The organism is Alicyclobacillus dauci (assembly GCF_026651605.1).
Taxonomy (GTDB): domain Bacteria; phylum Bacillota; class Bacilli; order Alicyclobacillales; family Alicyclobacillaceae; genus Alicyclobacillus; species Alicyclobacillus dauci.
This window is the reverse complement of the sequence record NZ_CP104064.1, coordinates 2,042,381-2,067,297: the sequence shown is the minus strand read 5'-3', so window position 1 is coordinate 2,067,297 and position 24,917 is coordinate 2,042,381. Positions and strand designations below refer to the sequence as shown.

Here is a 24,917-nt window from a genome sequence, read left to right as displayed (position 1 = left end):
GACTACGACGACCAGGTGCACCACAGAATGTCGCTCTCCTCCTCGGAGAAGCATGCAGGATAGAATGATCCGTTATGGTCGTTGCACCAGCCCTTCAATATTACCAGTCCATCAGGAAGGATTGGCATGGATGTCGTATACGAACGTTGTTGCGGCCTCGATGTGCACAAGAAGACGGTGGTCGCCTGTGTGCTGACGCCGGAGGCCAAGGAGATTCGCACGTTCTCCACGATGACGGAGGATCTCCTGGAGATGGTTGACTGGTTAGGACAACATGAATGCACGCATGTTGCTATGGAAAGCACAGCTTCATTCTGGAAGCCAATCTACAACCTTCTGGAGTCGGCGGACTGTCAAGTGCTTGTGGTGAACGCCAAGCACATGAAGAACGTTCCGGGCCGTAAGACCGATGTGAAGGATGCCGAATGGATCGCCGGATTGCTCCGCCACGGGCTGTTGCAAGCCAGTTACATCCCCAACCGTGAACAACGGGAACTACGAGAACTCATTCGCTACCGCCGAAGTCTCATTGACGAGCGGGCAAGAGAGGTGAATCGGGTTCAAAAGGTGTTGGAAGGTGCCAACATCAAGCTTTCTGCAGTGGCCAGCAATACACTTGGCAAATCTGGGCGGGCGATGTTGGAAGCAATGATCCACGGAGAAGAAGACCCGGAGGTATTGTCAGGGTTAGCCAAAGGCCGGATGAAGGCGAAGAAGGCCGATTTGCACAAGGCACTGAATGGGCTTATGGGCTCCCACCAACGAATGATGCTGGCAGCCCAATTACGTCACATCGATTACTTGGATGAAGAGATTGCCCGGCTGGATGAAGAAGTCAAGGAGCGCATGCTCCCTTTTGAAGAAGACCTGGAGCTAGTGGACACCATCCCCGGTGTCGGTCGACGAACAGCAGAACAAATTCTGGCTGAAATTGGGACAGACATGACCCAATTTCCGTCTGCTGCCCATTTATGCTCTTGGGCAGGACTGGCTCCAGGGAACAATGAAAGCGCCGGGAAACGAAAGTCGGGGAAAACACGCAAAGGGAATCAAAAACTCAGAGCAGCGCTGGTGGAAGCAGCACGCGCAGCGGCGAGAACGAAGCAGACTTATCTCTCTGCCCAGTACCATCGAATTGCAGCTCGAAGAGGCAAAAACCGTGCAGCAGTTGCAGTGGCCCACAGCATCTTAACCATCGTGTATTACGTGTTACAGCGACGTCAGCCTTATATTGAACTCGGCCCAACATATTACGAAGCACGCAAGAAAGACGCAGTCGTAAAGCAGGCGATCCGGAAGTTGCAATCACTCGGGTTGGAGGTCACCGTAAAACCTGTTGCATAAATGACCTCCAGACATCACAGAGTTCCTTTTAAAACCCATCTTGTGGTGGGCTTATTTCAGTATGTCGTTTTACCCTGGTCATCGCTCAATTATTTTCAGGATAGGTTTATGGTTCATTCAGCAGACCCTATTTAGGAAAACATACAAATGAAGTTAACGCTTTATTAAACTAAAGCCGCCGGGTAAGTCGGGAGCCTTGCGGCCCCCTTCTCCCCTAAGAACTGCACGTAACAGTTTCCCGTTATGCAGCTCAAGCCGTCCAGCAGTCTGGTCGCTTCTCATCGTTTGGTGCATGCTTGCCAGTCCATACCACGTAGCCATTCACAATCCTCTCGTTGTACGAGAGAAATCGTTCAGGATTATCTGGGAGTTCGTCGTAGCCATGGACTTGTCGATATTTCTCATAGCACCATCGGTGAGTGACCACCACATTTTCAACCGTGTTGTGTCCGCCAAGTCGCTCTGGAATCATCCGAGCAAACAAGATACCGTCGTCATCATTCACTTGCCAGCGGCGAAAGTGTTCTGGGGATATGTTGCACCCACAGAGAGCACACCTGCCGTCTGTCTTACGCACTACCTTCTTCTGAAATCCATTCAAACGTTTGAGTAGCAGTTGTTCTCGTCGAGTCTCAAAGTATTTTTGGTCGCCAGGTCGGTAGGGTGAACGTCGTCCCTGTATCTTGATGTGACGGATGATGCGTATGTCACTCATCGTGGCCAAGGTATATGCGCCGTCCGCGAAAACCCAATTTCGATTGCCACGCTTGGTGAAGTACTTTTGGAATATCCACCATGCGCCCTTTTTCGGGTGACGTCGCTTCACCCATTTCCATAGCATCTGGTTAATCATGTGGTCGCAATATCCAAAGACTCTCTTGCTCACCTGAGTGCTATAGTAGTTTCCCCAGCCACGAATGACCGGATTGAGCAGTCGAATGACCATGGACTGTTTAGCCGATTTGTTTGCGTCCAGAATCCCTTTGATTTTCCTCAGCACAGCGAGCTTATTTTCCTTGGCCGGCTTAATGAGGAGTCGTCCCTTGTATTTACGGACGTTGAAACCGAGGAAATCGAACCCGTCATTGATGTGAGTGATGTGTGTCTTTTCCAGACTGAGTTCAACACCTACATTTTCCGCAAGCCACTGGGAGATAACGGGAACGAGTTGTTCTGCTTGCTCTTTCGTTTTGCACGTGACAATAAAGTCGTCTGCATACACGACGACGTTGATACCCGGATTTGCACGACTCCCGAACTTCATTTGGTGCGCCTTTCGCCGTAAGTCCTCCTCCATGCCGTGAAGCGCGATGACTGCAAGCAACGGCGATAACAGGCCCCCTACCGTGAAAATGGCATAAAAAAGTTCCCGTGATCTCCTCCAGTTCACTGTTGGTGATTTCAGGAAGCTGGTTGAACTGTGACTGTCAAACCAAGTTTCTCCAACGAATGCAAGTGACGACGAATAACTCGTTCTCGGTTCCTCTCCTCGTGGTACGTTGGCCCAAGGTCCTCGTATTCCGTCTGATTAACCAGCATGTGGTATATGATGATTAACATGTAGTGACCGACCGCCACGGCTGCTCTCTTGGATCCTCGGCGCGCAGCAATCCGATGATACCTAGCGGACAGATAGGTGTTCTTCGTTCTGGCGGCACCACGAGCGGCTTCGATTAACGCTTCTCGTAACCAAGGATCTCCCTTGCGGGTCTTGCCACTTCGTCGTTTACCCGCACTTTCATTGTTGCCCGGACACATCCCCGCCCAGGACGCCAAGTGGTGCGCACTTGGAAACCGGCTCATGTCGGTACCAATCTCCGCCAGTATGAGTTCCGCCGTCCGCTTGCCAATTCCAGGTATCGTCTGGATTCGCCGGAGATCTTCGTCAATAGGGCGCATCCGCTGCTCGATTTCAGCACTCACTTCCTCGATCAACTCATCAAGGTGATCGATGTGCCGAAGCTGGACAGCAAGCATCATCTGTTGATGCGGACGCACAACCCCATGCAATGCACGTTTCAGTTCTGCGGTCTTGTTGCGTAGGCGCCCCTTCACGAGCTCCTTGAGCCGTGATTCATCAATTTGGCCACCAATGAGTTCAGTGAGGATGGCTCGACCCGATACACCAACCACATCACTTGCCACCGATGCCAACTTGATATTTGCTCCTTCAAGGACTTTCTGGAGGCGGTTGACTTCATTGGCACGTTCCCGGATGAGAGACTTTCGGTACCGGACGAGTTCCCGCAGTTCACGCTGATTTCGGTCAGGGATATAGCTCCCCTTGAGCAGACCATGGCGTAGCAGGTCCGCTATCCACTCAGCGTCCCGGACATCCGTCTTTCGGCCAGGAACCTGTTTGATATGCTGGGCATTAACGACCAACGCTTCGAGATCCTTGTCTTCGAGAAGGTTGAAGATCGGCTTCCAAAAGACACCCGTACTTTCCATCGCCACATGCGTGCATCCGTGACCGAGAATCCACTCTATTAGGGACTCCAGGTCATCGGTCATCGTTCCGAACGTCTGAACCTCCTTAGTCTCCGGTGTGATAACACATCCAACGACCTTCTTCTTGTGGACATCCAGTCCGCAGCATCGCTCGTGTACAACCTGCATAATGCTGCCACTCCCCACTGAAAGAAGTACAGCCACGTGGCGACCGATGCGATAGGAATTCTACCGTACGTGCTTCCCGACAGCGGGAGCGACAAATCGTGGTGCTCCAGGTCGCCAACTCCGTCTTATGCACGGACTCGTAGTACCAGGGGGCGACGAGCTCCGTGTGGCTGTCTAGCGACATAGTAGATCACTGATACACATTTTCATAGATTGTGGTGCCGCCTGGCGGCATGGGGGTCTTATGCGAAATCACATCCCAGTTTTCTTCTGGCTTGCGATCGCAAACGGATCAACACTTACTATAACCACATGCCTCGCACTCGTAACATCCACCCGTTTGAACGAGTGAGTGTTGGTGGCAATTCGGGCACCAGTCTTTCGCCACGGAATAGGATCGCAACGTTTTCCGCTCTGTTTCCGGTTGCGATTCCTTTGCGGCCGTCTCCTGCCCGCTGGCCCATTCCTCGAATGACGCTTGCCGCAGTGGGAATGTTTCCGCGTGCTCAATGAGTGACTTCGCGATGGCGTCCGGCACGGAAGTGATGCGTCGGCTACCGAAACCGACTGCACTCGATCCGCCGATTCCCGAAAAGTGCTTGACCAACTCTGCCTCTCTGTTCGGGTTGCCCGAATCGCGAAGGTACAGTGTGATAGCGCGACCCAAAGCCTCGTTCGCCGCATAGACGTCCGTGCCTGCTTTGCCAATGTTGACGAATATCTCCGTCGCAACATGTTCTTCGGGGTCGTCGTTGATGGTGATATACGCCTTCCCGAGCGGCGTATCTTTGCGATATGTTGCCCCGTACAATACTTCTGGGCGCTTCCGCTTCACATAGCCCTGTGTTTTCGGCGCGGACGCCACGGTTGCAGCAACATCGACCATTTGGTCCGTCGCCGTCGATGCATTATTGTTGCTCTCTTCATCTGCATTGTCGGACTTCAGCGACAATACCTGCTCGGAACGCGATCCGTCACGATAAATCGTGATGCCTTTGCAACCGAGGGAGTAGGCGAGATCGTACAGTTGTTTCGTGTCTTCGACGGTGTACGAATTCGGTGCGTTACATGTCTTGGAGATGGAGCTGTCGATCCACTTCTGCAGCGCCCCTTGGACACGCACGTGATCCTCCGGACTCAGTTCCATCGCCGTTACGAAGTAACTCGGCAACTCAGCGTCTTCACCGTTTTGTTTGAGGAACTCGTCCACAATGGCAGCATGCTCTTCAAACATTCCCAGGCGAGAATTCCGGAAGTACGTCCACGCATAGTACGGCTCACAGCCTGTTGAGCAGCCGACCATCGTCCCGGTTGTACCAGTTGGTGCAATCGTCATGGTCGTCACATTGCGAACGCCGTGCTGACGAATGGCTTCCGTGACGTGAGGACGATCCGCCGCCATCTGTTGCATGAAACCGGATTGGAGGAACTTGTCTGCGTCAAAACGTGGGAATGGACCATTCTCCTTGGCCAACTCCACAGATTCCAAGTAGGACCATTCAGCCATGAGCCCCACAAGCACATCGATGAGCTTCACTGACTCTTCCGAGCCGTAGCGGATGCCACAGTACAGGAGGAGGTCGTGAAGACCCATGATCCCGAGTCCTACGCGACGTTCGGACATTTGATTTTCACGGTTCGCTTCGAATGGGTAGTACGTCGCATCAATGACCGCATCCTGGAAGCGCAGGCCGCTGCGCGTGGTCTCTTCGAGTTCTTCCCAGCGAATGTGATGTAACAGGAAGTCCGTTTCTTTTTCATCAAACTGCTTGGCCAAACATGAACGGATGTACGCTTCCTTTTCTGGATCCTCGAACGATGCCTGCACACCGCTGTTCCGGAACCCATTTGCAAAGCGAGCCAACACAACAGCACCGAGGTTGCAGATACCGTTTGCCGGCAACGGCTGCTCTCCGCAAGGGTTCGTAGCAACAAGAGGATTGAAGTACCAAGAGTTACTCATGCGGTTGGCCCGGCCCAAGAAAACGACGCCCGGTTCGGCAGATTTCCATGCAGACAGGCACAACTCGTCCCACAATTCGCGTGCGGACAAGGTCTGTGTCACTTCGAACGGTTGGTTCGCCGTCAGCCACGTGTCAAAGTTGCCATCGAACTGCTCATTTGCCTCACCTGGTACGAAGCCGATTTCCCATGGTCTGTCAGCCTCTTTTGCCTCCATGAACTGTTCCGATATGCCCACACTGATGTTGGCGCCCGTGATCACGCCATCCACTTGTTTCGCGCGAATAAAACGCAAAACGTCCGCATGGCGGTCGTTGAGGATGAGCATTAATGCACCACGGCGCGATCCGCCTTGAAGCGTCAACTGACAGCCCACACTCATAATTTCACCAACGCCGACAGGGCCAAATCCTTCACCGAACACTTGATTGCCTTTATCATACAGCTGGCCCCAGGAATAAGCGCCTGAACTACGTCCGTTCACTCCGCGAACATAGCTATACCGTGGACGAAGCGACGACAGAACCACGCTGACGCGTTTGCCATCCTTCATGAGTTCCCACATATCACCGAGCGTTGAAGCAATGGTGCTGCGCTGATCGCCCGGGTACAGGACACTGCCCACCAGGTCTGGAAGCACCTTGACGTCACTCTGAAGGATTTTCTCGTACAGTTTCCGTGCGGACTCACCTTCCGATTTAACCACCGGATAACCCGCAGCCAGCCAGTCTTCAATTCGCCCATTCCAGAGTTCGTCGTAATTTTCAACCGAGGTATCCGGAAAGACAAAATGCCACTCAGAATCCTCTTCCACTGCGCGCATAAACGCACCACTTAAACGAACAACCTTTGTACTATGCGGATAGCTGGCTTCGAGGAAGTCGAATATGTCTCCATGCCAGATGTCCAACACTAGGCACAGATCGAGCACACGGGATCCCTCGGAGATGGGTACAAGGGTGCCCTGTGGTGGAATGCGAGACAGATTCATGCCAACGCCACCGCTGCGCGCTTGAATTTCCAGGGTTTGACCGAACGATTCCGCATAATCACGCAGTGACGGTCCGACACTCGGAATGACAAAACAGTTATAGCTAGTCGTTTGCATGCCCGTCCCCATCGACGCATTGATGCGACCACCAGGTACATAGCGCCAATGATTTTGGAGTTCGTAGAATGCCTTTTCCCAACGAGCGGGATCGTTCGTAACAGTTGCCGCACCAGCCGCAACACGCTGCCACATCTGTTTCGGTGAAGTCTCGAGCAACACGTCCACTTGTTGTACGGGCAGTGTTTCCTGAACGCCGTCGCGCAGTTCGACCGTCACCTGATCCTGTTTCGTATCGATCGCGACGACACGAGCCAACTCGTGATATGCCCGCTTTTTGTCGAGAACAGCGACGACAAGCGCCCCCACCGCTAACGTCTTCTTTTGAACATCCTTCTGAAGATATCGGTCAGCGACAATTTTTTCACCCGTCGCACCGAGAACATCTTCTGCGGTAAATTGGAGCATGTGATCGTCCGTGACATTTGCCATAGTGGCACCCTCCATCCAATACTTCTATGAATCAAATGAATTCAGTTCAGATTCCTTGACGAATTCATCCAATTGACTTACTTTCGTTTCTCTCCCAACAGCGACAACACTTCTTGGGCAAGCGTTTCGACATCTCGAAACTCTCGATAGACGCTCGCAAATCTTACGTAAGCAACGCCGTCAAGCTCCTTCAATGCCTCCATCACGCGTTCGCCAACGACTGACGACGGAACTTCCCGTTCGAATTCCATTCGCAACGTCCGCTCAATATCCGCACACACGGATTCGACTTGTTCAGCGGAAATAGGACGCTTTTCACAGGCCTTCATGAGCCCGCGATACAGTTTTTCGCGCGAAAACTCTTCCCGCTCCATGTCTTTCTTGACAACCATGAGAGGGCGTTGTTCCAATCGCTCGTATGTAGTAAATCTTCGTCCACAATCCTCAGCTACGCACTCGCGCCGCCGCCGAATGGTTGTCCCATCTTCACCCGGACGGGATTCGACAACTCGTGTATTTTCCGCGTCGCAATATGGACATTTCATTCATTCTCCCTCATCTCACGAGAGTATACACGACCCGAAAAAGAACCATATATGTGGTGTCCGTAGTGGACAACAGGCACATTATACACACTATATGTATGAATGGCAAGAGACGCAATAGACGCTGAAAACGGCATAGCGGCGGGCTTTTTTAGATATCTAGCGACTCTCTTGTCGAAAGATATTATCGACAGATTCGACAATTTCGTTGGGGTGAATATGGTCGTCATCACCAGGGAGTGTGACACCCGTTTTCACCAAGATGCTGTACACGTCCGCATGGTTGCCGGCGAGGATGTCTGTATATAAATTGTCTCCGATAATGACCGCGTCTTCTCGTGCGACACCGTAACGTTCCAACGCAAAGTCAACAAATGTCGCGTCCGGTTTTCCGGTAACGATTGGTTTTGTGCCAGACGCAGTCGCAACGAGCGCACCAAGTGACCCGTTCCCTGGCAAAAAACCATCCTCCACAGGTAGGCGAACATCCGGATTTGTCAGTACGAACCAGCCCAAGCGGTGAGCAACCCGGCAGACGACCGCCAAATCCATATAACTGACCGTCACGTCCATACCTACGACTGCGCCTTGCGCGTCCCCTAGCCAAGTGCTGTGAAGCTCGCTTTCCTTCGCACGACGCGCGTCAAACCGTTCCGCCTCCAGGGCCGTCTGAAGTCCACTGCCTCCCACGTACGTCACAATGGAACCAGCCTTGATCTTGCTGTGCAGAACATGCGCCGCCGCCTGCGCGGACGTACAAACTTCCTCGGCTTCTGCACGAATCTTACAGTTTTCTAAAGCGTACACGACCTCTTCCGGGGTGCGCGTCGAGTTATTCGTGAAGAACACGGGTCGAATACCCGAGTCGCGCAAACGCAAGACAAACTCGGGGGCACCTGGGATAACTGTGCCTCCGCGCCAGAGTGTCCCGTCGAGATCGATCAGAGCGAGTTGGAACCGTTTATTCATTCACATGTAACCTCCGGTTTTGGCGCATGAAAGTCTACGCCTGGTTCTTCGTGCAAGAGTCGATAGTTGACCGTCCGGGCCATGACGAACAATAAATCTGAGAGCCGGTTGAGATAGCCCTGTACAGCCGGCAGCACCGTACCAGATTTGCTAAGCCGCACAACTCTGCGCTCCGCCCGGCGCACGACTGTACGTGCGTGATGCAAGTGTGCTGCGGCGCTCGTGCCACCTGGAAGCACAAATTGGTGCAGGGGTGGTAGTTTGGTGTCGAGATGATCGATAGCCTGCTCTAGAAACGCCACATCTGACGACGTGACAAATGAAGTCTCTCGTTTTTCATCAGGTGTTGCCAGGTCCCGTCCAACGTCAAACAGGTCTCGCTGAATTCGGCCGAGCAACTGCTGCAGATCAGCAAACACTGCATCGGTCAGCATGGCGGCAGCAACGCCAATGATGGCATTCGCTTCGTCTATCGCACCGTACGTCTCGACGCGAAGGTCATCTTTCGCGATTCTCCTGCCATAGATCAGGCTTGTCTCTCCTTTGTCTCCACCACGGGTATAAATCCGCATGCCACTCACCCTCCATCGTTCACTCATGTAGTCTACCACTGTACCCTATTCACATGCCGAAGGCACAGCCCATCAAGACAAATGGTCTCTGGCCGTGCCAATCCCGACCACATGCAATTTAACTTTGCGATCCCGACCCCGTCCACACACTTTCCGGGACAGCTTGGCGTACAGACAATGCTGCCGCTTTTAACCAATAACAGCGCTGCTCATGCCACATCGTCGCAATTTCGGCCCACGACTTGTCAATCGATTCTACCGTCCGCATATCGGCCAGAACAAGTTCGGACAGTTTATCGGCCTTTCTCGCCTTTGCCGTTGATGATAACAGACGCCCGATGATACGACGGTGTTCTTCGTCTTCGGCCGGTGGAATAAAATGCAGACGAATACAGTCTCCAACAGCCTCTGTCCGATAAGCACTGGAGGCGTCCACCAAGGTCAGCAAATTCGATTGTTTGACAAACGCGCTGAGGCCGTCAATAACAGTCCATTCGTGTACGATGGATGCCAAGACTTGTTGCGCGTATTGAGAACGGCGAAGCGCTTGCAGCCCTGGACCCCAGACTGGATGTGTCTTCGCATCTGCCATGTCCATTTCCCCTATCATATATTCTCTCTTATGGATATGAGCCGTGTCATACGACTGTGCGGGTCCGTAAACAAATTGACCAGTTGCGGTGAAACTCTTAACATGAAACTGAAACTTTGAGGGGTGGTATTCGTGAAGGAACAAGAAGCTGAACTCAAGGCTGATCGACTCAGCCCACACGTCTTTCGCATCGCGGTCCCGACCATCACGTTGCCGCCATTAGACAAGACCAATACATATGTCGTTCACGCAGGTACCGATGCCATTGTCGTGGACTGCGGCAGCGAGGACACGGCGACTGTCGCACAAGTGGCCAAGGTGATTCGGTCGGAGGGAATCGACAACGTGATCGCATATATTGCGACGCACTACCACCTCGACCACACGCGGGGCATTCCCCTCCTGCAGCAGCACTTCCCAGCTCCCGTCTATGCACACCCACTCGATCACGCCGGTACCGCCAAGGAAATGAACGTGCCTACGGCGGACTTGCGGGCACCGAGTGGCGTCATGCATCTTAGCGATGTCAACCTGCGCATCATGCATCGACCGGGGCACACACATGGACATTTGCACGTCATGATTGAACCGGACAATTTACTCATCGTCGGTGATCACATGGCTGGAGTCGGAACAGTTTGGATTGGGCCGCCTGACGGTCACATGAACGATTATTACCGTGCGCTCGAAGATATTGCAGAAAGTCCTGCAAACCTGGCGCTGCCCGGGCACGGAGACCCCATCGAGTCCCCTCAGGAAGCCAGCCGTGCTCTTCTCGCGCACCGCCTGGAGCGAGAAGCAGGGATCCTCCAGTTGTTGAGCGAGGCACCGAGAACCGTTGATGACATCGTCACGGCTATCTATGGGGATCGGGGGCTGGGACCTGCGTTATGGGTTGCAACGCGAACGACCCAAGCTCATCTCACACGCCTCATCGAGTTAGGTCAGGTCACACGTCGGGCACAGGCGCCGAAATTCCAAATGGTCTACTCGCGTAGAAGGTAGGAGGGCAGTTACTTCATGACACGATATCGAGACAGGCGGGACTTCGTCGCGAGTATCACGCTCGTCATCATTGCGACGCTATATCACCTATACTTCGCCCGCGACTTCTGGCGCTACCCGATCCACCTCGGCGGAGATGCAGTGCATTACGATCACTCCGCCGTCGTTCTCCTCCTCAAACACGTTTATACTTATTGGAGTTGGGGACCTGCAGCACAAGTGACACCAGGCTATCCTTTATTTTTGGAGTTTGCTTATTGGATAACCCTCATTACGTCACACAACCACCAAGTACAAATGCACGTGGCGACGACTATCCAGCACTTACTCGCCGCTGCAACGGTCTTCGGACTGTACCGGATCATGCGTTACTTCCTGCCCATCTGGGCCAGTTTTGTCGGGGCCGTTTTATGGCTCATTTATCCACCTGCCACCTGGGCCGCTGATCAGTTATTGACGGAAACGCTATATGTATTCTTCCTGGTCTGGTTCACCTGGTCATTTCTCTTTGCACTACAGAACAGATCTTTTTGGCGATTCGTTCTCGCAGGGGTTATGCTCGCGTTGACGACACTCGTGAGACCAAGTATCATGCCACTTGTTGTAGCACCACTCGTGTTGCTACTAGAACGACAAGACTGGCCAAATCGTGAGGCTCTACGAACAAAGCTCACAAACTGGCTCGGATACCTCGCGGCCTTTATCGTGTGTATGCTGCCTTGGTGGGTGCGCAACGTCCGCGTCATGCATCATTTCACTCTTACAGACGATGATATGGGCAATCCGCTTTTGTTTGGGTCGGATCCGAATTTTCAACACGACACGAACTTGGCGAGCGGTTTAACGCCTGGACAGCAAGAGCAGTTGGCCATTCATCGCATCATCGAAGGGTTTACGCAGCACCCGCTTGTATATCTAAAATGGTATACGATTGACAAACTAGGCTTGCTATTTGGAACTCCGTGGTACATGAGTACACCGGGTTACGATCCGACCATACTAACCAGGATCACATTTGGCTATGCCCAAATCCACTTGGTCTGGGTCATTTTAGGCGCTGTCGGTCTGATCTTAGGGTTCTGGCGACCGCGTATGCGCTGGGTCAGTGCGATGGCAGTGTTCCTCGTGGTCGTACAGTTACCCTTCATCCCGATCAATCGGTACGTATTCCCAAATATGCCCTTTATGTTTATCGGTGTCATGATCCTGGTCGATCTCGCTGTTAAACTGATCCGCAACAGGCGAGCAACTGTTCCAAACGGGTAAAGCGTGGTATTCTTTGTTGCAGGATTTCGGAGGACGGAGGCAACTCTTAACGATGCGCATTGCAGTGCTACTTCCCTGTTACAACGAAGAACTTACAATCGAGAAGGTTATACGTGACTTCCGGCGCGAACTCCCGGAAGCCACGATTTACGTCTATGACAACAACTCACGTGACAAGACGGCCGAAATTGCCCGCAACGCTGGCGCCGTGGTACGTCGCGAGTCGAGACAAGGTAAAGGAAACGTCGTGCGCTCCATGTTTCGGGACATTGACGCGGACATATACGTCATGGCGGACGGAGATGACACATATCCAGCAGAGTTTGTCCATGACTTGATGAAGCCAGTCATCGACGAGGAAGCGGATATGACTATTGGTGACAGGCATTCCGACGGATCGTACGAGAGTGAAAACAAACGACCATTTCACAACTTCGGCAATCACTTTGTGAAGGGCCTCATCAACCGGCTTTTCCGATCCGACCTTCGCGACATTATGACAGGCTATCGCGTCTTCAATCGACGCTTTGCGAAGACCATGCCAGTCAAGAGTGAAGGATTTGAAATTGAAACTGAGATGACCTTACACGCGTTGGACAAGCGGTTTCGAATCCTGGAGATACCTATTCAATACCGCGACAGACCACCCGGGAGCGAGTCAAAGCTCAACACGGTGAAAGACGGGATACGCGTCTTGAAAACAGTCTTCTGGATTTTTAAAGACTACAAGCCGCTCTCGTTTTTCAGCTTCATTGCTTTGATTTTCTTCGTGTTGGGCCTCCTGGTGGGCGTCCCTGTGGTAACGGAATTCTTTCAAACAGGCCTTATCGCTAAGATGCCATCTGCCATTCTGGCAGTGGGCCTGATGGTGTTGGCGACGAACTCGCTTACGTGTGGTTTTATTCTTGACACGATTGTCCGCAATCATCGTGATCAATACGAGTTGAGGCAGAATGAGTACCGTGAATAAAGAAACGTCCGGCGAGATCGGCCGGACAAAAGGAAGATTCTCTTTGCTGTATGCAATTATGATTCTGTCAAACGTCATTCTCTTGGTCGCAGGCCAAACGCTTTGGAAATACGGGCTCAAAGACCGGGACCTAACGAACCTGAAAAGCGTTATCGTCGCCATGTTTTCCCCGTGGGTGATTGGCGGGATCATTCTCTACGTCGTGGCCACAGTCATCTGGATATTTTTGCTCAACAAACTATCGTTGAGTTTACTATATCCATTACAGAGTCTCGCCTATGTTGCAGCCATCTTCATCTCCATTTTCATCTTCCACGAACACGTTCCACCACTGCGGTGGGTTGGGGTAGGTGTCATCCTAGTTGGTGTTAGTCTGGTCGCTCTGAAATAATGGGGTGCGGCGACGGCACGTCCAGGTGATTTAAGCACCACTCGACGTCTGTTGCTCGTGCCAAAGCGCGCAACATAGACATCGTTGGCAGTGCCGCCGCTGCCCTGCCTTCTCTCACTTCATCCAACAGCACGGATGGCCGGTACCATCTGGCCCAGTCCAACTCATTTTGGTGAACTCGCACAGGTAACTCTTTCTGAAACCCTCTCATGACGAAGAACCGGGCGTCGAAGCGGACCGGAATGTTCGTTTCAATCGGCGTGACCCATCGGCCCACAAAGCGCAATTCAGAGAGTGCAATCCGCCAGTCGTTAGCCTCCAGTTTGCGACTCAAAACATCCTTGTCACGAAGTAACGACAACTGTGTCTGGGGCGGAATCATCGTCGAATAGGGACTGCCGTCTTGTCGAACAATGCCCCCAAGCCACCCGATCTCCTCCGCCGTCTCACGCAACCCCGCAAACGCAAACACCGCGTCATCGGAATGCTGTGCACCCCGAACGTCACCGACCCCAAACTTGCGCACACAAAGTTCGTCGTCCTGCTCAACTGCCCCCCCGGGAAATGCAATAAAACCGGGAAACGAAGTCACCGTTTTTGATCGCTTTACTGTCATGATCTCAAGCCCCGACTGACCGTCCCTGACGAGCAGCAACGTCGCTGCGGGACGAATGGGACGATCCCCTAGAGGCTTTGACCCCGTTCCCGCTTCCATCACGCCACAATCCCTTCGTCGAAAACTGACTTGTACATTATGTCTTTGGGGAAGACGCGTTTCAGCATGGGTCATGCGGGCCAGTGGAAGTTCCCATCAGCCACTGTAACGGCTTCTCCTGTCATCAGGATCCGCCCATCTTTCGATTGCTCTATTTCCAGATCCCCACCGAGCAAATGTACCGTGACCCTATCTCCTACGAAACCCTTTCGAATCAACGCTGCCACACTGGCACATGCCCCTGTGCCACAGGCGAACGTCACCCCTGATCCGCGCTCATACACGCGAAAATCAATTTCCTTCGGATTCAATACAGACACGAATTCTACATTGATGCGTTCAGGAAACACTTCGTCGGACTCGACTTTTGGTCCCACACGACGAACGAACTCGTCGTCTACGTCGTCGACTACCGTCACCCAGTGAGGGTTACCAATATTCACCACGGAACCAACATAGCGGATGCCATCCACCTCAATGACGACGTCATCACCATCTGTGTCATGTCCGGTATATACAATGGATTCTGGGCCAAATTTGGGAACACCCATGTCAATCGTAATCATTCCGGCCAGGCCATTTGGCAGCACCTGCACATTCGCTTGCACGATTCCCCCCTTGGTTTCAATGGAAAACTGTGACTCCACAACGAGGCGATTTTCATATGCATATTTTGCGACACAGCGAAGGCCATTTCCGCAAGACTCCGCTTCCGATCCGTCCGCATTAAAGATTCTCATCCCTACGTCCGCCACCGTTGAAGGCTGAATGAGGATGAGCCCATCCGCGCCAATCCCATGACGCACATCACTGACCACACGTGACAAATCAGCCAACCCGACATTCGGTAACTTGGTGTCGAATGTCGATACATAAATGTAGTTGTTTCCTAACGCGTGCATCTTTGTGAACTTCAAGTGTGCTCTGCCCCCTCTTCAAGCTTTCCAGACCAAAAAGGATATGGATAATGATAAATAAAGGACCGTTTTGTATATTATAAGACGTATTTGTTTTTCATTCCAAACTTGTCCGACGCACGGTTTCGGCAAAAAATATGCTTGCAAACAGTATCTGACGCACGTATAATGTAGTTCGTTGACAACGTATCATGTCTCAACAACACCATATGCGGTCGTGGCGGAATTGGCAGACGCGCAAGATTCAGGTTCTTGTGGGGGCAACCCCGTGGAGGTTCAAGTCCTCTCGACCGCACCAAAGATTTCATCTTGTGTCACATGGACACAAGATTTTTTTGTGTTGAAAGAATTCTCCACTTTCATCTCCACATAGTCCAGTAGGGAACTCCCCTCTCTCACCCAGTAACCCTTTGAAGCGGTGCCCGTTTTATGTATCATGAAGACACTTACCAATATCTACTTGAATGACTTGAAATTACAAATCATTAAGAGCTATAGTTATACTAGCGAGCGATCCGGATGTAGCTGAATACATAGTTCAATCATACCCTTTTCTCTCATCTACCTGGTAGGTGATTCATCTGTAACTGGAATGGAGGCCAACGGATGCATTCAGAGATGTTAGATGAAATTCTCAAGGCGGAAAAAAGTGCATTGACGATCATTGAGAGAGACAACGCGACTGAAACCACGTTCTCGTGTCCCGTTTGTGGCGCAGTGGCCCGCCTCCAGTTACATGAGTGGCTCGGCTTTACGTCGCGTTGCGAAAATAGCTGCTTTTAAGCCTGTCAGGACTGCAATACCTTACAGCCAACTCGCCATCAGTCTCTGAGACGTCCTAACTCAACTCCCCCGTTGAAAGGGGGGTTGAGTAGAACGTCAATTTCATCACCAATAGTACCCACCGGCTAATGCTCCAAGTGTTAAACCAGTGAGTGCCCCAAATCCGAAATAAGCAGCGGGAGCATAAACCAAATCAAAGTCCTCTTCTGAGTCACATGAGTCAATTTCCCTAAACGTCGGTTCGTCTAGCCCATCCATATTCACGACGCGGTAACGGGCGGGTACCATATAGATTCCATGCCTAGCGACAGATGTCAAGTAACCGGGATATGCCCGACCGTTGACGTGATGGGCGATGACATGACGCCCTACGAGGCGAGATGCAACAGGATAAAGCGGATGTACCAATGTCTTTGTCCCCCCTCCCCTATGCCTAGATGCCTCATCGTATGAGTCACGAGAAAAAAATGAACGGGCCATTGTCCACGTCATATAGCCCAATGTCACATAGCAGAGACAGCACGACCGTCCACGACAGTAACCTGGATGATTTTCCTTGCCAATCCACGTGATTACTATCGACATGACAAACTTCTACTCGTTAACATGTACCGTAGATGATAGAAATCTACGGCCACATGGAGTATGATTCGTGACAATTGTGGTTCGTCGACAGGCTTATGGAATATCGTGTTTACATACGAGGAGGAACATCAATGAAGTCAACTGGGGTCGTACGAAAAGTGGATATGTTAGGGAGAATTGTTATGCCAATCGAATTAAGAAAAACATTGAACATAGATGTTCGTGACCCTATAGAAATTTTTGTCAACGAGGATCGAATCACTCTGCGGAAGTATGAACAGTCTTGCCTCTTCTGCGACAACGTTGAAGACGTGCCCGAGTTTAAGGGAAAACCTGTTTGTCAGAACTGCCGGAACGAATTGCTCGAGCTCGCGACAAACCCCACTGTTTGAATTTCCACGAATGTAACTAACAAAACGACAGAAACAAGCCGCGCAAGGTCATCATCTTTTGCAAGCGCGGCTTTTGTGTGACATGAAGCGTCTTACGTGGATTAGTGTGATCGAACAGTAAATAATTTATCCGTGACCAAGTGATATCGGGATGTGGACCATATGCAGGTGCAACGGCGATAACGTGTTCTGTGTGATAACGAGGCTCAAACGGGAAATGTTATAGTACATCCCCGCAAGAGAGGAGAAAGCACAAATGGACACACCTGTGACTGGGAACAATGACACCGTCAATTTTGAGTTTCAGACATTTGTTTCATCAGATTATCAGGGGCACCAAATCAACGAGGCCATGCCAACCCGTGGATATATTGTTTACAACGACCGTCGCAAGGACTTTGGTTTCGGCGCGTTTGGCGTGTCCGATTCTTATACCATCGACTATGATGTTCTTAACCAAATTCGGGCCAAACACGGCGCGTTCATGGACGACATCGTCCGAGCTGGGGGATTCAACTTAAACGGTGAGTGGCACGATGTTGATGGAAATGGCGAAATTTTAAAACGCTGATGCGGTGCATGGTATGGGGCTAGCCGTAGAAGGCAGCCCTTTTTTTGTATAGATGGTAATGAGAAACTTCACGTTGAGCCAGTTTATTCCGTCATCCTTCAATGTGACCATCGCTTGAGTATCGGGACATAACGATTGAATATATAACCAGCTATCCAGATGATGCCGAGAACAAGTCCTCCGATGACGAGCCACATGATATATCGTTTGGAAACACCTAAGTATACGAGTGCGGCGCCCACGTAATACGGGATTCCTCCCACAGCAGAAGTCCAAATAAAATCGCGCGTCGTCACAGATCGAATGACCCCGGCTGTGTAGTTTACGACGATAAACGGAAACGGAATGACTCGTACCAAGATCAGTCCCACCACTCCCCGTCTCCCAATCCACTCCGAGATCTGCTCCACACGCTTTTCTGAGACAAAAGCACGCAACAGCCGCTGGCCGAAGTGTCTGGCAAGGAGAAACGTACCTACGGCGGCTAGCATTGTACCTACAAAACTCAAAACTGCACCCCACAGTGGGCCGAAGACTCTCATGATGACGATCATGAGAAACTCAGAAGGCACGGGCAACATGCTCAATAAGGCCATGAGGAGGATCGATACCAGAATTCCCAACACGCCAGTGGATTGAATCAAGTGGGTGGCCTCGTTGGATCGATCAATCCGAAAAAATAAGATAATAAGACATATGAAAACAGCTAAGGTAACCACCGTGATGATGGAGATACGTCGGGTTTGACGACGTGCAGGCTCATGCGGATGGGGATGCCTCGACGATTGGGGCTTTCCAAACGGTTCGTTCGTGCGCTTGTTGGTATCCATATCGTTTCATCCTCATTCAATATCTTGTTCTCACCATCTTGCCCCAAGGACTGGAAAAGCAATCTTCCTACAACTTGACTCCTCCATGAATACGCTGACATGCGTCACTGCATACAGATTTGTCCGAGCCGCAGTTCGAGATCTAAGGATCAGGAGTACACTTGCCGCCACTTGTCGATACTAGGGATATACAGGCGGATTGGAGGCAAAGCCATGGAAATGGATATGAACGACGTCAATTTTGCACACCTACATGAGGATACACTAAATGACATTAAAAAACTTGAAAAGCAGTTGAGCACGGAGATGAACCGTGAAATTATTCTTCTTGCTTACGAGCAGCGGGATGACGCGAATGGTATCCGCGACACGGCATCACACTAGCCATAAGGGACACCTTCGCATTCTTCCGATAGCAGTTGAATGTCAGTGTCCCATTCAGGAATTTTTCTCAATTAAGTTCGGATAACCTGAGCGAGGCTTGTCAGTTTATCGCTTACATCGACAATTTGGTTAATGGATGAGACAAGTTCCTCGGTGTCGTAAACCTGATGTTGAATTTGCTCAAAAATCATTTGTACTTTTGCATCCACATCACGGATTGCTTGGATGACGTTATCGATGGCTTCCGTGATTTGCTGTGTGGACGATCCGGTGCGTTCTGATAAACTTCTCACTTCCGACGCAATCACTTGAAATCCGCGCCCTGCGTCACCCGCACGGGCAGCCTCAATGCCAGCGTTCAATCCAAGGATCTTCGTCTGTGCGGAGACCTCTTCAATCAATTTCGTCATTTCTTTAATTGTGCTGCTCGATCCTTCAATTTCCTTACTCTCTTTTGACAGCTCGTCCGCAATTGTCGATAGTGATTTGGTATTTTCTTTCAGATGGTCACTGGTTGCGGACAACTCTTCAACCATCGCGACAATCGTGTCGGACGTCGCCTGCAATATTTCTTTATTCTTCGTTGGTACAAAGATGCAGATGCAGCCAACTACCCTTCCATCTTCAAAGATGGGGACACCTGTACCCTGGTACGGAATACCACCAGTCAGTTGGGGATTTCCGATGCGTGATACAACTTCACCTTTTGTGACGGTTTCTTTCCCTATGCTACCTTCCATGAACTTTTTTCCGGCATCAAATACCTCTAAAAAGAAGTCCTCTCCAGGAATCGAAAATATGTACCCTTCCCTATCCGTCACGACCAGATGCGTATATGGTACAAGTCGCTGAAAGTAAGGTGTGACGGTCACTATCGTGTCCAAAATCGCCATAACGTCATCTCCAGTACGGTTTTCCATATCCTATTCGCGCTTTGACCGACACAATCCTCTGAACTCCCGTCGCCATGCGAAAAGTCAGCACTCATACAATGGTCACTTCTGCGTCGGACCGAATGCTTTGGAGTGCATGTACTAGAATAAACGTTGCCCCAATCCCGTGTCCAGGGCCCGTTGATATACATGCCAAGCGGCAACGAGATCTTGAAACGGCAGACCGACAGACCCAAAGATCGTGATATCATCGTTAGACTTGCGCCCGACCTCATCTCCATTTAATAACGAGGTTAGGGTGACTGGCGTGAGCGAACCTGACGTAAACGTGTTTAGAGCCCCCATGTCCCTACACAGTTGCTCGTCGTCACAAACAAGTAAGCTCGTTTCAATCAGTTCCTGTGACACCTCAACTTTTCCCTTTTCATCCGGTCCCAACGTTATGATGTGAACACCGGGTGTAACCATGTCCGGGTACAAGAAGGGCTCTGTCGACCATGTAGCGGTGACGATGATATCGGCTGCCCGAACGGCATCTGCGACGTTCGTGGCCGGGGACCAACGGACTGGGTCTTGAGCGTGTCTATTACAAAAGTCCCGTGCTGCCTCCGGTCTCACGTCAAATACCACCACGTCCTCGATTGGCCGAATTCGTTTTACATACTCGTAGTGCATATCTCCTTGGACACCCGCTCCAATTACGGCGAGTCGCTTCGAAGCAGGCTTAGCCAAGATGTCGGTCGCGACAGCGGAAGCAGCAGCTGTACGGTGTGCGGTGATGAGTGGTGAGTCAATGATCGCTTGCAGGCGGCCTTCCGCGGAGTCAAACAGTTGAATCACCCCTTGAATCGCAGGCTCACCCCTCTTTGTGTTCTGCGGGTATTTGGAATGAACTTTTACCGTGTAGGCAGGTATGTCGGAGACGAAACCCGGAAGAAGAACCATAGCTTCAGCATCTCCCGGAGCTAGGCTGGTGTCACGTACACTAACTTTAACACGCATAGGCGGCTGAATCGTCGCGCGGAGCGTTTGAAACGCTGCCTTCACGGACAGCATCAGTTCGTGCTCATCCAAACAGCGAAGTACACACGCTCTATTGAGCCACAGTATCACAACGGATCACTTCTTTCGTTCACTCTGCGCTTTACCAAAATAACGCATTAGTGCATTAATTTAAAATAATGTTATAATACAAGCAGACTTTACTTTCCCTACATTTCTACTTTGTGGTCGCCTTATAGGCGACCATTCTTTTTCACTCTACTCTATTTAGCGAACAAGATCATCCAAGGCAAAACAGCAAAATGCCGCCTTGACAGTAAAGGCGGCTTCATCTTTGTTGGATATTACGCTGACGTGCCCACTTGGCCTTTAGCGGGAACCATTGCGGGATTGCCGACGCCCAAATTTGTTTGCGGAGTAGTCCGTCGACTGTTCAATTGCACGAGCACCGGCGATCATTCCGAAAAATGATGAAAATATACCAATTGGAATGAGACACCACAATAACGGATGACCAACCTGTTTCATCGATTATCACCTCGGCTTAGGTTACCCGAGTGTGTACCCTTGATACAACTGAAAAAGGCGATCCGGCACATACAGCCGGATCACCCCTAGACGCTGTGAGTTTAATGACCTGGATCGATCCAGATGTACGCAAACGGATCGTACATCACCGGGCTCGTGTAGAAATCATGAACCCAAGGCTGCACGCAGTAGTACCCAACATTTTGGTACAACGGTACGATCACGGCATCGGACATCACCTTGTTAACGACCTTACCGTACAATTGGTCCCGTTGTTGTACGTCAGTGGAATACTGGGCCTGATTCAACCACTGATCCACTTGTGGATTGGAATAGTTGGTCATGTTGTTCTGCGGAATTTGCGCCGAACTGAACAACGTGTTCAAGAAGTCGGACGCGTCTGGAAAGTCTTGGTTCCAGCCACTGCCAAATGCTTGTGCTGTGCCTGACATGGATTTTGTCAAGAAGTCCTTCCAAGCCACTTCATGCAAGTTCACAGTAATGCCGATTTGCTTGAGCATTGCTTGGAATGCCTGGTCCTCTTTCTTGGCGCCGTCCGTATTCTCGTTCCAAACATCAATCGTGAAGCCATTGGCGTATCCGGCTTGGGAAAGCAACTGTTTCGCTTTGGCTGGATTGTAGGAATACTGGGCACTTGGGTCAAGGTTCTTGACATAACCCTCCAAGGAATCAGGCAACGGTTGGTTGAGTCCCTTCACCGCACCATTGTTTAGCTTGACGATTTGGCTGTCGTCAAAAGCAAACTCGATGGCCTTGCGAACCGTCGGATTGCTAAGTGGGTTTTTCTTGCCGTCTACGGTTGGGCTTGTGTTTAAACCGTAATAATAAATGGCATTCATGTCCTGCTTCTGTACGAGATTGCTGTATTTCGGCGTATGCATGATGGTTGGGTATTGCGAACTGGGAATTCCATCGCCACCCATTAGCCAAGGACTCAAAAATGCGGTCTGCCCTTGCTCCCAGTGCATGGCGCTCAATTGACCGTTATTGTTGACGTTGATTGTGATTTTGTCCAAATAGGGCAATTGATTCCCGGACTTGTCCTTCTGCCAATAATTTTTATTCTTCACTAAAACGACTTGATTTTGAGCATTGGTTTGGAGAGCAAAGGGACCTGTGCCCATTGCTTTGGTCGTGTCCATTGCGGCATTACCTGCCTGCTGCACAAACTTTGGATCCACGGCCGACAAGAATGGCATTGCTAAGATTTTCAAGAAGAAATTTTCTGGCTTGTCGAGATGAATGACAAGCGTGTAATCATCCGGTGTACTTACACCACTGATGGTTTTGGCTTTGCCTTCATAATAAGCCTGCGCGCCCGTGATGTCGAAAAAGAACGTTGATCCCGGAGAAGGTTTGGGCTGCATGTTTTTATTCAACAACCGCTGTAGCTCAAACACAAAGTCATGAGCAGTGAGCGGGTCACCGTTGGAATACTTGACTCCCTTGCGAATGTGGAACGTATACGTTTTACCATCTTGCGATACGTCCCAATTGGTCGCTAAGTCTCCGACAATGTTGTAGGTGTTTTTTTGGTACGTGACGAGTTGATCGTAAATTGCGTAGTCCACCTCGGCAGACGTCGTGTCGAATGCGACGGCCGGATCGAGATCGGGAACAGCTTGTGACGTGTCGAGCGTGATACTGCCGCCTTCGACTGGCTTACCGGCATTTGCTTGAGCATTGCCGCCCGCGTTGTTCCCAGGTGACGTAGCTGCTCCACAACCCACAAGCAACACACCGATCAAGCCAACGGAAGTAATGGTCGCAAGACCCTTCTTCCACGTTGTTGACAACATTCCGTTTTTCCCCCGTTCTTCTCCCTTTACATGACTCACATGCGAATTGACATCCCAAAACCCCGCAAAAAAGTTACATATACAGGCATTTAAGATTCAAATTTCGTAGTAAGACAGTAAGTAATAATAAATCAAGGTGTTTGGCGATTCAACATGTATTTTGCCGACTGAGGAGATTTTTATAACCGCGTAACGACAGAAAAAAAGCGCGCCAGACGGATTGGCGCGCTCTAACTTGACGTATGTTTTTAATTAGACAACCAAAGTAACTAGCACCTCTACAGCATCTAAACTGTTATTGAGCGCTCAGCCTTTACGTCTCGAGTCACAGCCGAAACGATCAAGACGATGACAAAGTTGACCAGAAGCGCCCAGAATCCCGTGTTGACGCCCCACAACAGAGACTGCTTTGTCAGAGTAAAGTAAACCACAAGCAGCACACCAACCAAGATGCCTGTAAATGCACCCGCTTTGCTCACCGCGCCCCGCCCGAAAATCGATAATAAGATGGTCGGGAAGAACTGCGATACGAAGTTGTAACCCATGAGCAGGAGCGCAACGATAGCTGCATTACTATGGATGGAGAAAATGAGCGTCACTGCAGCGACAATCCACACCATAACTCGGGCTACAGTCTGGACTTGCTTACTCGAAGCATTCGGATTGATAGGACGATAAATGTTCTCAGCAATGAGCGTACCCGCGGACATCAACATAAGCGACCCCGGTACAATTGCACAGAGGACACCCGCGCCGCCAATCACGCCCACCAACCACGCTGGAAAGATTTTTTGCACTGCTGCCATCAAGGCTAGGTTCGAATTCTGCAGACCGGGTACGATAAGAATCGCGGCGAAGCCTGCGAAAAACACGAAAAGCAGAACCAACTGATAAAGCGGAAGAAAAATCGCATTGCGACGGAAGACCCGTTCATTTTTGGCCGTATAGACGGCGCCAAACGCGTGGGGCCACATATAGAAACCAAGGCCTGTGAGCAAAACGGTCGAAATGTACCAGGGAATCCCCATTCCCTTCACACCAAGTGTTAAAAAGCCCGGTTTCTCCGTATTGATTGTGGTAAACATCTTATGCAACCCACCGACGTGTACCGGCAAAGCAATACCAACTACAAGCACGACAATTAAAATCACGATATCCTTTAGAACTGCAGTCCAAGCCGTTCCGTGGACACCGCTGATGGTTACGTACAATGCCAGGACAATCATGGCGATACCAATGCCTACTGTCTGATTTATTGCACCATACGATGCGACTTCTACAATGAGTCCAAGACCGGTCATTTGAGATTGGAGATAGGGAATGATGGCAACGACACCAACGACGGCAACGAGGATTCCGAGCCATTTGCTGTCAAATTTCTTATTGAAGAAATCCGGTTGAGAAATGAGATTGTGGTCTTTTGCATAGCGCCAGACCGGCGGTAGTAGAAAATACGAGAACAAGTAAGCGACGGCGCCATACGCGAGAATATAAACGGTGGGGCCGCCTGTGCCGTAGGACCAACCACTGCCGCCAAGAAACGTGAATGTTGTGTAAATTTCCCCCGCCATGAGAAGGAAAACAAACAATATACCGAAACCACGGCCACCGACAGACCACTGTTCAAGATTCATTTGCTTGCGTCGTTGCGCAAGGAGACCAAGAACCAATGCCAATGCAATTGTAAAAAAAATAATGACCATGGACGATGCGTGCATCTGT

General features: G+C 50.8%; 25 protein-coding genes and 1 tRNA gene. 10 read left to right on the top strand and 16 right to left on the bottom strand.

The window, feature by feature from the left end; all coding sequences use genetic code 11:
• Window positions 1–126: 126 nt before the first annotated feature.
• Window positions 127–1,344 carry an IS110 family RNA-guided transposase gene (locus tag NZD86_RS10335; protein ID WP_268042741.1) on the top strand — a complete coding sequence of 406 codons (1,218 nt, stop codon included), beginning with the start codon at window positions 127–129 and terminating at the stop codon, window positions 1,342–1,344.
• Between the two features lie 250 nt (window positions 1,345–1,594).
• Here the strand turns inward: NZD86_RS10335 and NZD86_RS10330 are convergent, their stop codons facing one another.
• The 7 genes from NZD86_RS10330 to NZD86_RS10300 form a co-directional block, all read right to left on the bottom strand.
• On the bottom strand, window positions 1,595–2,734 hold the full coding sequence (locus NZD86_RS10330) for a group II intron maturase-specific domain-containing protein (RefSeq protein ID WP_268046435.1): 1,140 nt from the start codon (window positions 2,732–2,734) through the stop codon (window positions 1,595–1,597).
• An 11-nt stretch (window positions 2,735–2,745) separates the two neighbouring features.
• Entirely contained in the window at window positions 2,746–3,963 is a 1,218-nt protein-coding gene (locus NZD86_RS10325; RefSeq protein WP_268043647.1) for an IS110 family RNA-guided transposase, read from the bottom strand.
• Window positions 3,964–4,255: 292 nt separating this feature from the next.
• Window positions 4,256–7,465 carry an adenosylcobalamin-dependent ribonucleoside-diphosphate reductase gene (locus tag NZD86_RS10320; protein ID WP_268046434.1) on the bottom strand — a complete coding sequence of 1,070 codons (3,210 nt, stop codon included), beginning with the start codon at window positions 7,463–7,465 and terminating at the stop codon, window positions 4,256–4,258.
• 77 nt (window positions 7,466–7,542) lie between these two features.
• Window positions 7,543–8,010 carry a transcriptional regulator NrdR gene (nrdR, locus tag NZD86_RS10315; RefSeq protein ID WP_268046432.1) on the bottom strand — a complete coding sequence of 156 codons (468 nt, stop codon included), beginning with the start codon at window positions 8,008–8,010 and terminating at the stop codon, window positions 7,543–7,545.
• 159 nt (window positions 8,011–8,169) lie between these two features.
• Window positions 8,170–8,979, bottom strand: coding sequence for an HAD-IIA family hydrolase (locus NZD86_RS10310; protein ID WP_268046431.1), 810 nt, complete (start codon window positions 8,977–8,979; stop codon window positions 8,170–8,172).
• A complete protein-coding gene (locus NZD86_RS10305) occupies window positions 8,976–9,551 on the bottom strand; it encodes a cob(I)yrinic acid a,c-diamide adenosyltransferase (RefSeq protein WP_268046429.1) in 576 nt (191 codons plus the stop codon). Before NZD86_RS10305 ends, NZD86_RS10310 begins: the two co-directional genes overlap by 4 nt.
• 118 nt (window positions 9,552–9,669) lie before the next feature.
• Window positions 9,670–10,143 carry a hypothetical protein gene (locus NZD86_RS10300; protein WP_268046428.1) on the bottom strand — a complete coding sequence of 158 codons (474 nt, stop codon included), beginning with the start codon at window positions 10,141–10,143 and terminating at the stop codon, window positions 9,670–9,672.
• Window positions 10,144–10,275: 132 nt separating this feature from the next.
• Between NZD86_RS10300 and NZD86_RS10295 the strand changes: the two genes are divergently transcribed.
• The 4 genes from NZD86_RS10295 to NZD86_RS10280 are packed head-to-tail and all read left to right on the top strand — an operon-like array spanning window position 10,276 to window position 13,775.
• Window positions 10,276–11,148 carry an MBL fold metallo-hydrolase gene (locus NZD86_RS10295; RefSeq protein WP_268046427.1) on the top strand — a complete coding sequence of 291 codons (873 nt, stop codon included), beginning with the start codon at window positions 10,276–10,278 and terminating at the stop codon, window positions 11,146–11,148.
• 15 nt (window positions 11,149–11,163) lie between these two features.
• Window positions 11,164–12,414 (top strand): glycosyltransferase family 39 protein, encoded by a 1,251-nt coding sequence (locus NZD86_RS10290; RefSeq protein ID WP_268046425.1) that lies wholly within the window; start codon window positions 11,164–11,166, stop codon window positions 12,412–12,414.
• Between the two features lie 52 nt (window positions 12,415–12,466).
• Window positions 12,467–13,384: a glycosyltransferase family 2 protein gene (locus NZD86_RS10285; RefSeq protein WP_268046424.1), complete on the top strand. Its 918-nt coding sequence runs from the start codon at window positions 12,467–12,469 to the stop codon at window positions 13,382–13,384.
• A complete protein-coding gene (locus NZD86_RS10280) occupies window positions 13,368–13,775 on the top strand; it encodes a hypothetical protein (protein WP_268046423.1) in 408 nt (135 codons plus the stop codon). The genes NZD86_RS10285 and NZD86_RS10280 overlap by 17 nt, the downstream gene beginning before the upstream one ends.
• Here NZD86_RS10280 and NZD86_RS10275 read toward each other — a convergent pair.
• Both NZD86_RS10275 and dapF read right to left on the bottom strand, forming a co-directional pair.
• Window positions 13,753–14,490, bottom strand: coding sequence for an NUDIX hydrolase (locus tag NZD86_RS10275; RefSeq protein ID WP_268046422.1), 738 nt, complete (start codon window positions 14,488–14,490; stop codon window positions 13,753–13,755). The genes NZD86_RS10280 and NZD86_RS10275 overlap by 23 nt on opposite strands.
• A gap of 71 nt (window positions 14,491–14,561) precedes the next feature.
• Entirely contained in the window at window positions 14,562–15,407 is an 846-nt protein-coding gene (gene dapF / locus NZD86_RS10270; RefSeq protein WP_326492652.1) for a diaminopimelate epimerase, read from the bottom strand.
• A 211-nt stretch (window positions 15,408–15,618) separates the two neighbouring features.
• Between dapF and NZD86_RS10265 the strand changes: the two genes are divergently transcribed.
• Window positions 15,619–15,705: transfer RNA gene (locus NZD86_RS10265), tRNA-Leu, on the top strand.
• Window positions 15,706–16,013: 308 nt separating this feature from the next.
• Complete coding sequence (locus NZD86_RS10260; RefSeq protein WP_268046420.1) at window positions 16,014–16,190, top strand: hypothetical protein; 177 nt, start codon at window positions 16,014–16,016, stop codon at window positions 16,188–16,190.
• A 105-nt stretch (window positions 16,191–16,295) separates the two neighbouring features.
• Here the strand turns inward: NZD86_RS10260 and NZD86_RS10255 are convergent, their stop codons facing one another.
• On the bottom strand, window positions 16,296–16,598 hold the full coding sequence (locus tag NZD86_RS10255; protein WP_268046418.1) for a hypothetical protein: 303 nt from the start codon (window positions 16,596–16,598) through the stop codon (window positions 16,296–16,298).
• 308 nt (window positions 16,599–16,906) lie between these two features.
• Here NZD86_RS10255 and NZD86_RS10250 point away from each other — a divergent pair, with 308 nt between their 5' ends.
• Together NZD86_RS10250 and NZD86_RS10245 are read left to right on the top strand one after the other, a co-directional pair.
• Complete coding sequence (locus tag NZD86_RS10250) at window positions 16,907–17,167, top strand: AbrB/MazE/SpoVT family DNA-binding domain-containing protein (protein WP_268046417.1); 261 nt, start codon at window positions 16,907–16,909, stop codon at window positions 17,165–17,167.
• 256 nt (window positions 17,168–17,423) lie between these two features.
• Window positions 17,424–17,738: a hypothetical protein gene (locus NZD86_RS10245; protein ID WP_268046415.1), complete on the top strand. Its 315-nt coding sequence runs from the start codon at window positions 17,424–17,426 to the stop codon at window positions 17,736–17,738.
• Window positions 17,739–17,836: 98 nt separating this feature from the next.
• Here the strand turns inward: NZD86_RS10245 and NZD86_RS10240 are convergent, their stop codons facing one another.
• Window positions 17,837–18,568, bottom strand: coding sequence for a TVP38/TMEM64 family protein (locus NZD86_RS10240; RefSeq protein WP_268046414.1), 732 nt, complete (start codon window positions 18,566–18,568; stop codon window positions 17,837–17,839).
• 213 nt (window positions 18,569–18,781) lie between these two features.
• On the opposite strand from NZD86_RS10240, the gene NZD86_RS10235 reads away from it, so the two are divergent.
• Window positions 18,782–18,952 (top strand): hypothetical protein, encoded by a 171-nt coding sequence (locus NZD86_RS10235; protein ID WP_268046413.1) that lies wholly within the window; start codon window positions 18,782–18,784, stop codon window positions 18,950–18,952.
• Window positions 18,953–19,023: 71 nt separating this feature from the next.
• On the opposite strand, the gene NZD86_RS10230 is transcribed toward NZD86_RS10235, so the two are convergent.
• The 5 genes from NZD86_RS10230 to NZD86_RS10210 all read right to left on the bottom strand — a co-directional run bounded on the left by NZD86_RS10230 (window position 19,024) and on the right by NZD86_RS10210 (window position 24,913).
• On the bottom strand, window positions 19,024–19,845 hold the full coding sequence (locus NZD86_RS10230; RefSeq protein WP_268046412.1) for a methyl-accepting chemotaxis protein: 822 nt from the start codon (window positions 19,843–19,845) through the stop codon (window positions 19,024–19,026).
• Between the two features lie 141 nt (window positions 19,846–19,986).
• On the bottom strand, window positions 19,987–20,919 hold the full coding sequence (locus NZD86_RS10225) for an ornithine cyclodeaminase family protein (protein WP_268046411.1): 933 nt from the start codon (window positions 20,917–20,919) through the stop codon (window positions 19,987–19,989).
• A 297-nt stretch (window positions 20,920–21,216) separates the two neighbouring features.
• Complete coding sequence (locus NZD86_RS10220; RefSeq protein ID WP_268046410.1) at window positions 21,217–21,375, bottom strand: hypothetical protein; 159 nt, start codon at window positions 21,373–21,375, stop codon at window positions 21,217–21,219.
• Between the two features lie 101 nt (window positions 21,376–21,476).
• The gene (locus NZD86_RS10215) at window positions 21,477–23,234 is read right to left on the bottom strand and encodes an ABC transporter substrate-binding protein (RefSeq protein WP_268046409.1); all 1,758 of its coding nucleotides are present in this window, start codon (window positions 23,232–23,234) and stop codon (window positions 21,477–21,479) included.
• Window positions 23,235–23,482: 248 nt separating this feature from the next.
• Window positions 23,483–24,913, bottom strand: a complete 1,431-nt coding sequence (locus tag NZD86_RS10210; protein ID WP_268046408.1) for a sodium:solute symporter family protein — start codon at window positions 24,911–24,913, stop codon at window positions 23,483–23,485.
• Between the last annotated feature and the right edge of the window lie 4 nt (window positions 24,914–24,917).

What these genes read in the sequence shown, in the direction of transcription:
- NZD86_RS10210 (WP_268046408.1), bottom strand. Translation starts at nt 24,913, where the DNA reads ATGCACGCATCGTCCATGGTCATTATTTTTTTTACAATTGCATTGGCA.
- NZD86_RS10325 (WP_268043647.1), bottom strand. Translation starts at nt 3,963, where the DNA reads ATGCAGGTTGTACACGAGCGATGCTGCGGACTGGATGTCCACAAGAAG.
- NZD86_RS10290 (WP_268046425.1), top strand. Translation starts at nt 11,164, where the DNA reads ATGACACGATATCGAGACAGGCGGGACTTCGTCGCGAGTATCACGCTC.
- NZD86_RS10320 (WP_268046434.1), bottom strand. Translation starts at nt 7,465, where the DNA reads ATGGCAAATGTCACGGACGATCACATGCTCCAATTTACCGCAGAAGAT.
- NZD86_RS10285 (WP_268046424.1), top strand. Translation starts at nt 12,467, where the DNA reads ATGCGCATTGCAGTGCTACTTCCCTGTTACAACGAAGAACTTACAATC.
- NZD86_RS10260 (WP_268046420.1), top strand. Translation starts at nt 16,014, where the DNA reads ATGCATTCAGAGATGTTAGATGAAATTCTCAAGGCGGAAAAAAGTGCA.
- NZD86_RS10280 (WP_268046423.1), top strand. Translation starts at nt 13,368, where the DNA reads ATGAGTACCGTGAATAAAGAAACGTCCGGCGAGATCGGCCGGACAAAA.
- NZD86_RS10275 (WP_268046422.1), bottom strand. Translation starts at nt 14,490, where the DNA reads ATGGAAGCGGGAACGGGGTCAAAGCCTCTAGGGGATCGTCCCATTCGT.
- nrdR (WP_268046432.1), bottom strand. Translation starts at nt 8,010, where the DNA reads ATGAAATGTCCATATTGCGACGCGGAAAATACACGAGTTGTCGAATCC.
- NZD86_RS10230 (WP_268046412.1), bottom strand. Translation starts at nt 19,845, where the DNA reads ATGGCGATTTTGGACACGATAGTGACCGTCACACCTTACTTTCAGCGA.
- NZD86_RS10310 (WP_268046431.1), bottom strand. Translation starts at nt 8,979, where the DNA reads ATGAATAAACGGTTCCAACTCGCTCTGATCGATCTCGACGGGACACTC.
- NZD86_RS10250 (WP_268046417.1), top strand. Translation starts at nt 16,907, where the DNA reads ATGAAGTCAACTGGGGTCGTACGAAAAGTGGATATGTTAGGGAGAATT.
- NZD86_RS10305 (WP_268046429.1), bottom strand. Translation starts at nt 9,551, where the DNA reads ATGCGGATTTATACCCGTGGTGGAGACAAAGGAGAGACAAGCCTGATC.
- NZD86_RS10235 (WP_268046413.1), top strand. Translation starts at nt 18,782, where the DNA reads ATGGAAATGGATATGAACGACGTCAATTTTGCACACCTACATGAGGAT.
- NZD86_RS10240 (WP_268046414.1), bottom strand. Translation starts at nt 18,568, where the DNA reads ATGGATACCAACAAGCGCACGAACGAACCGTTTGGAAAGCCCCAATCG.
- NZD86_RS10335 (WP_268042741.1), top strand. Translation starts at nt 127, where the DNA reads ATGGATGTCGTATACGAACGTTGTTGCGGCCTCGATGTGCACAAGAAG.
- NZD86_RS10245 (WP_268046415.1), top strand. Translation starts at nt 17,424, where the DNA reads ATGGACACACCTGTGACTGGGAACAATGACACCGTCAATTTTGAGTTT.
- NZD86_RS10220 (WP_268046410.1), bottom strand. Translation starts at nt 21,375, where the DNA reads ATGAAACAGGTTGGTCATCCGTTATTGTGGTGTCTCATTCCAATTGGT.
- NZD86_RS10300 (WP_268046428.1), bottom strand. Translation starts at nt 10,143, where the DNA reads ATGGCAGATGCGAAGACACATCCAGTCTGGGGTCCAGGGCTGCAAGCG.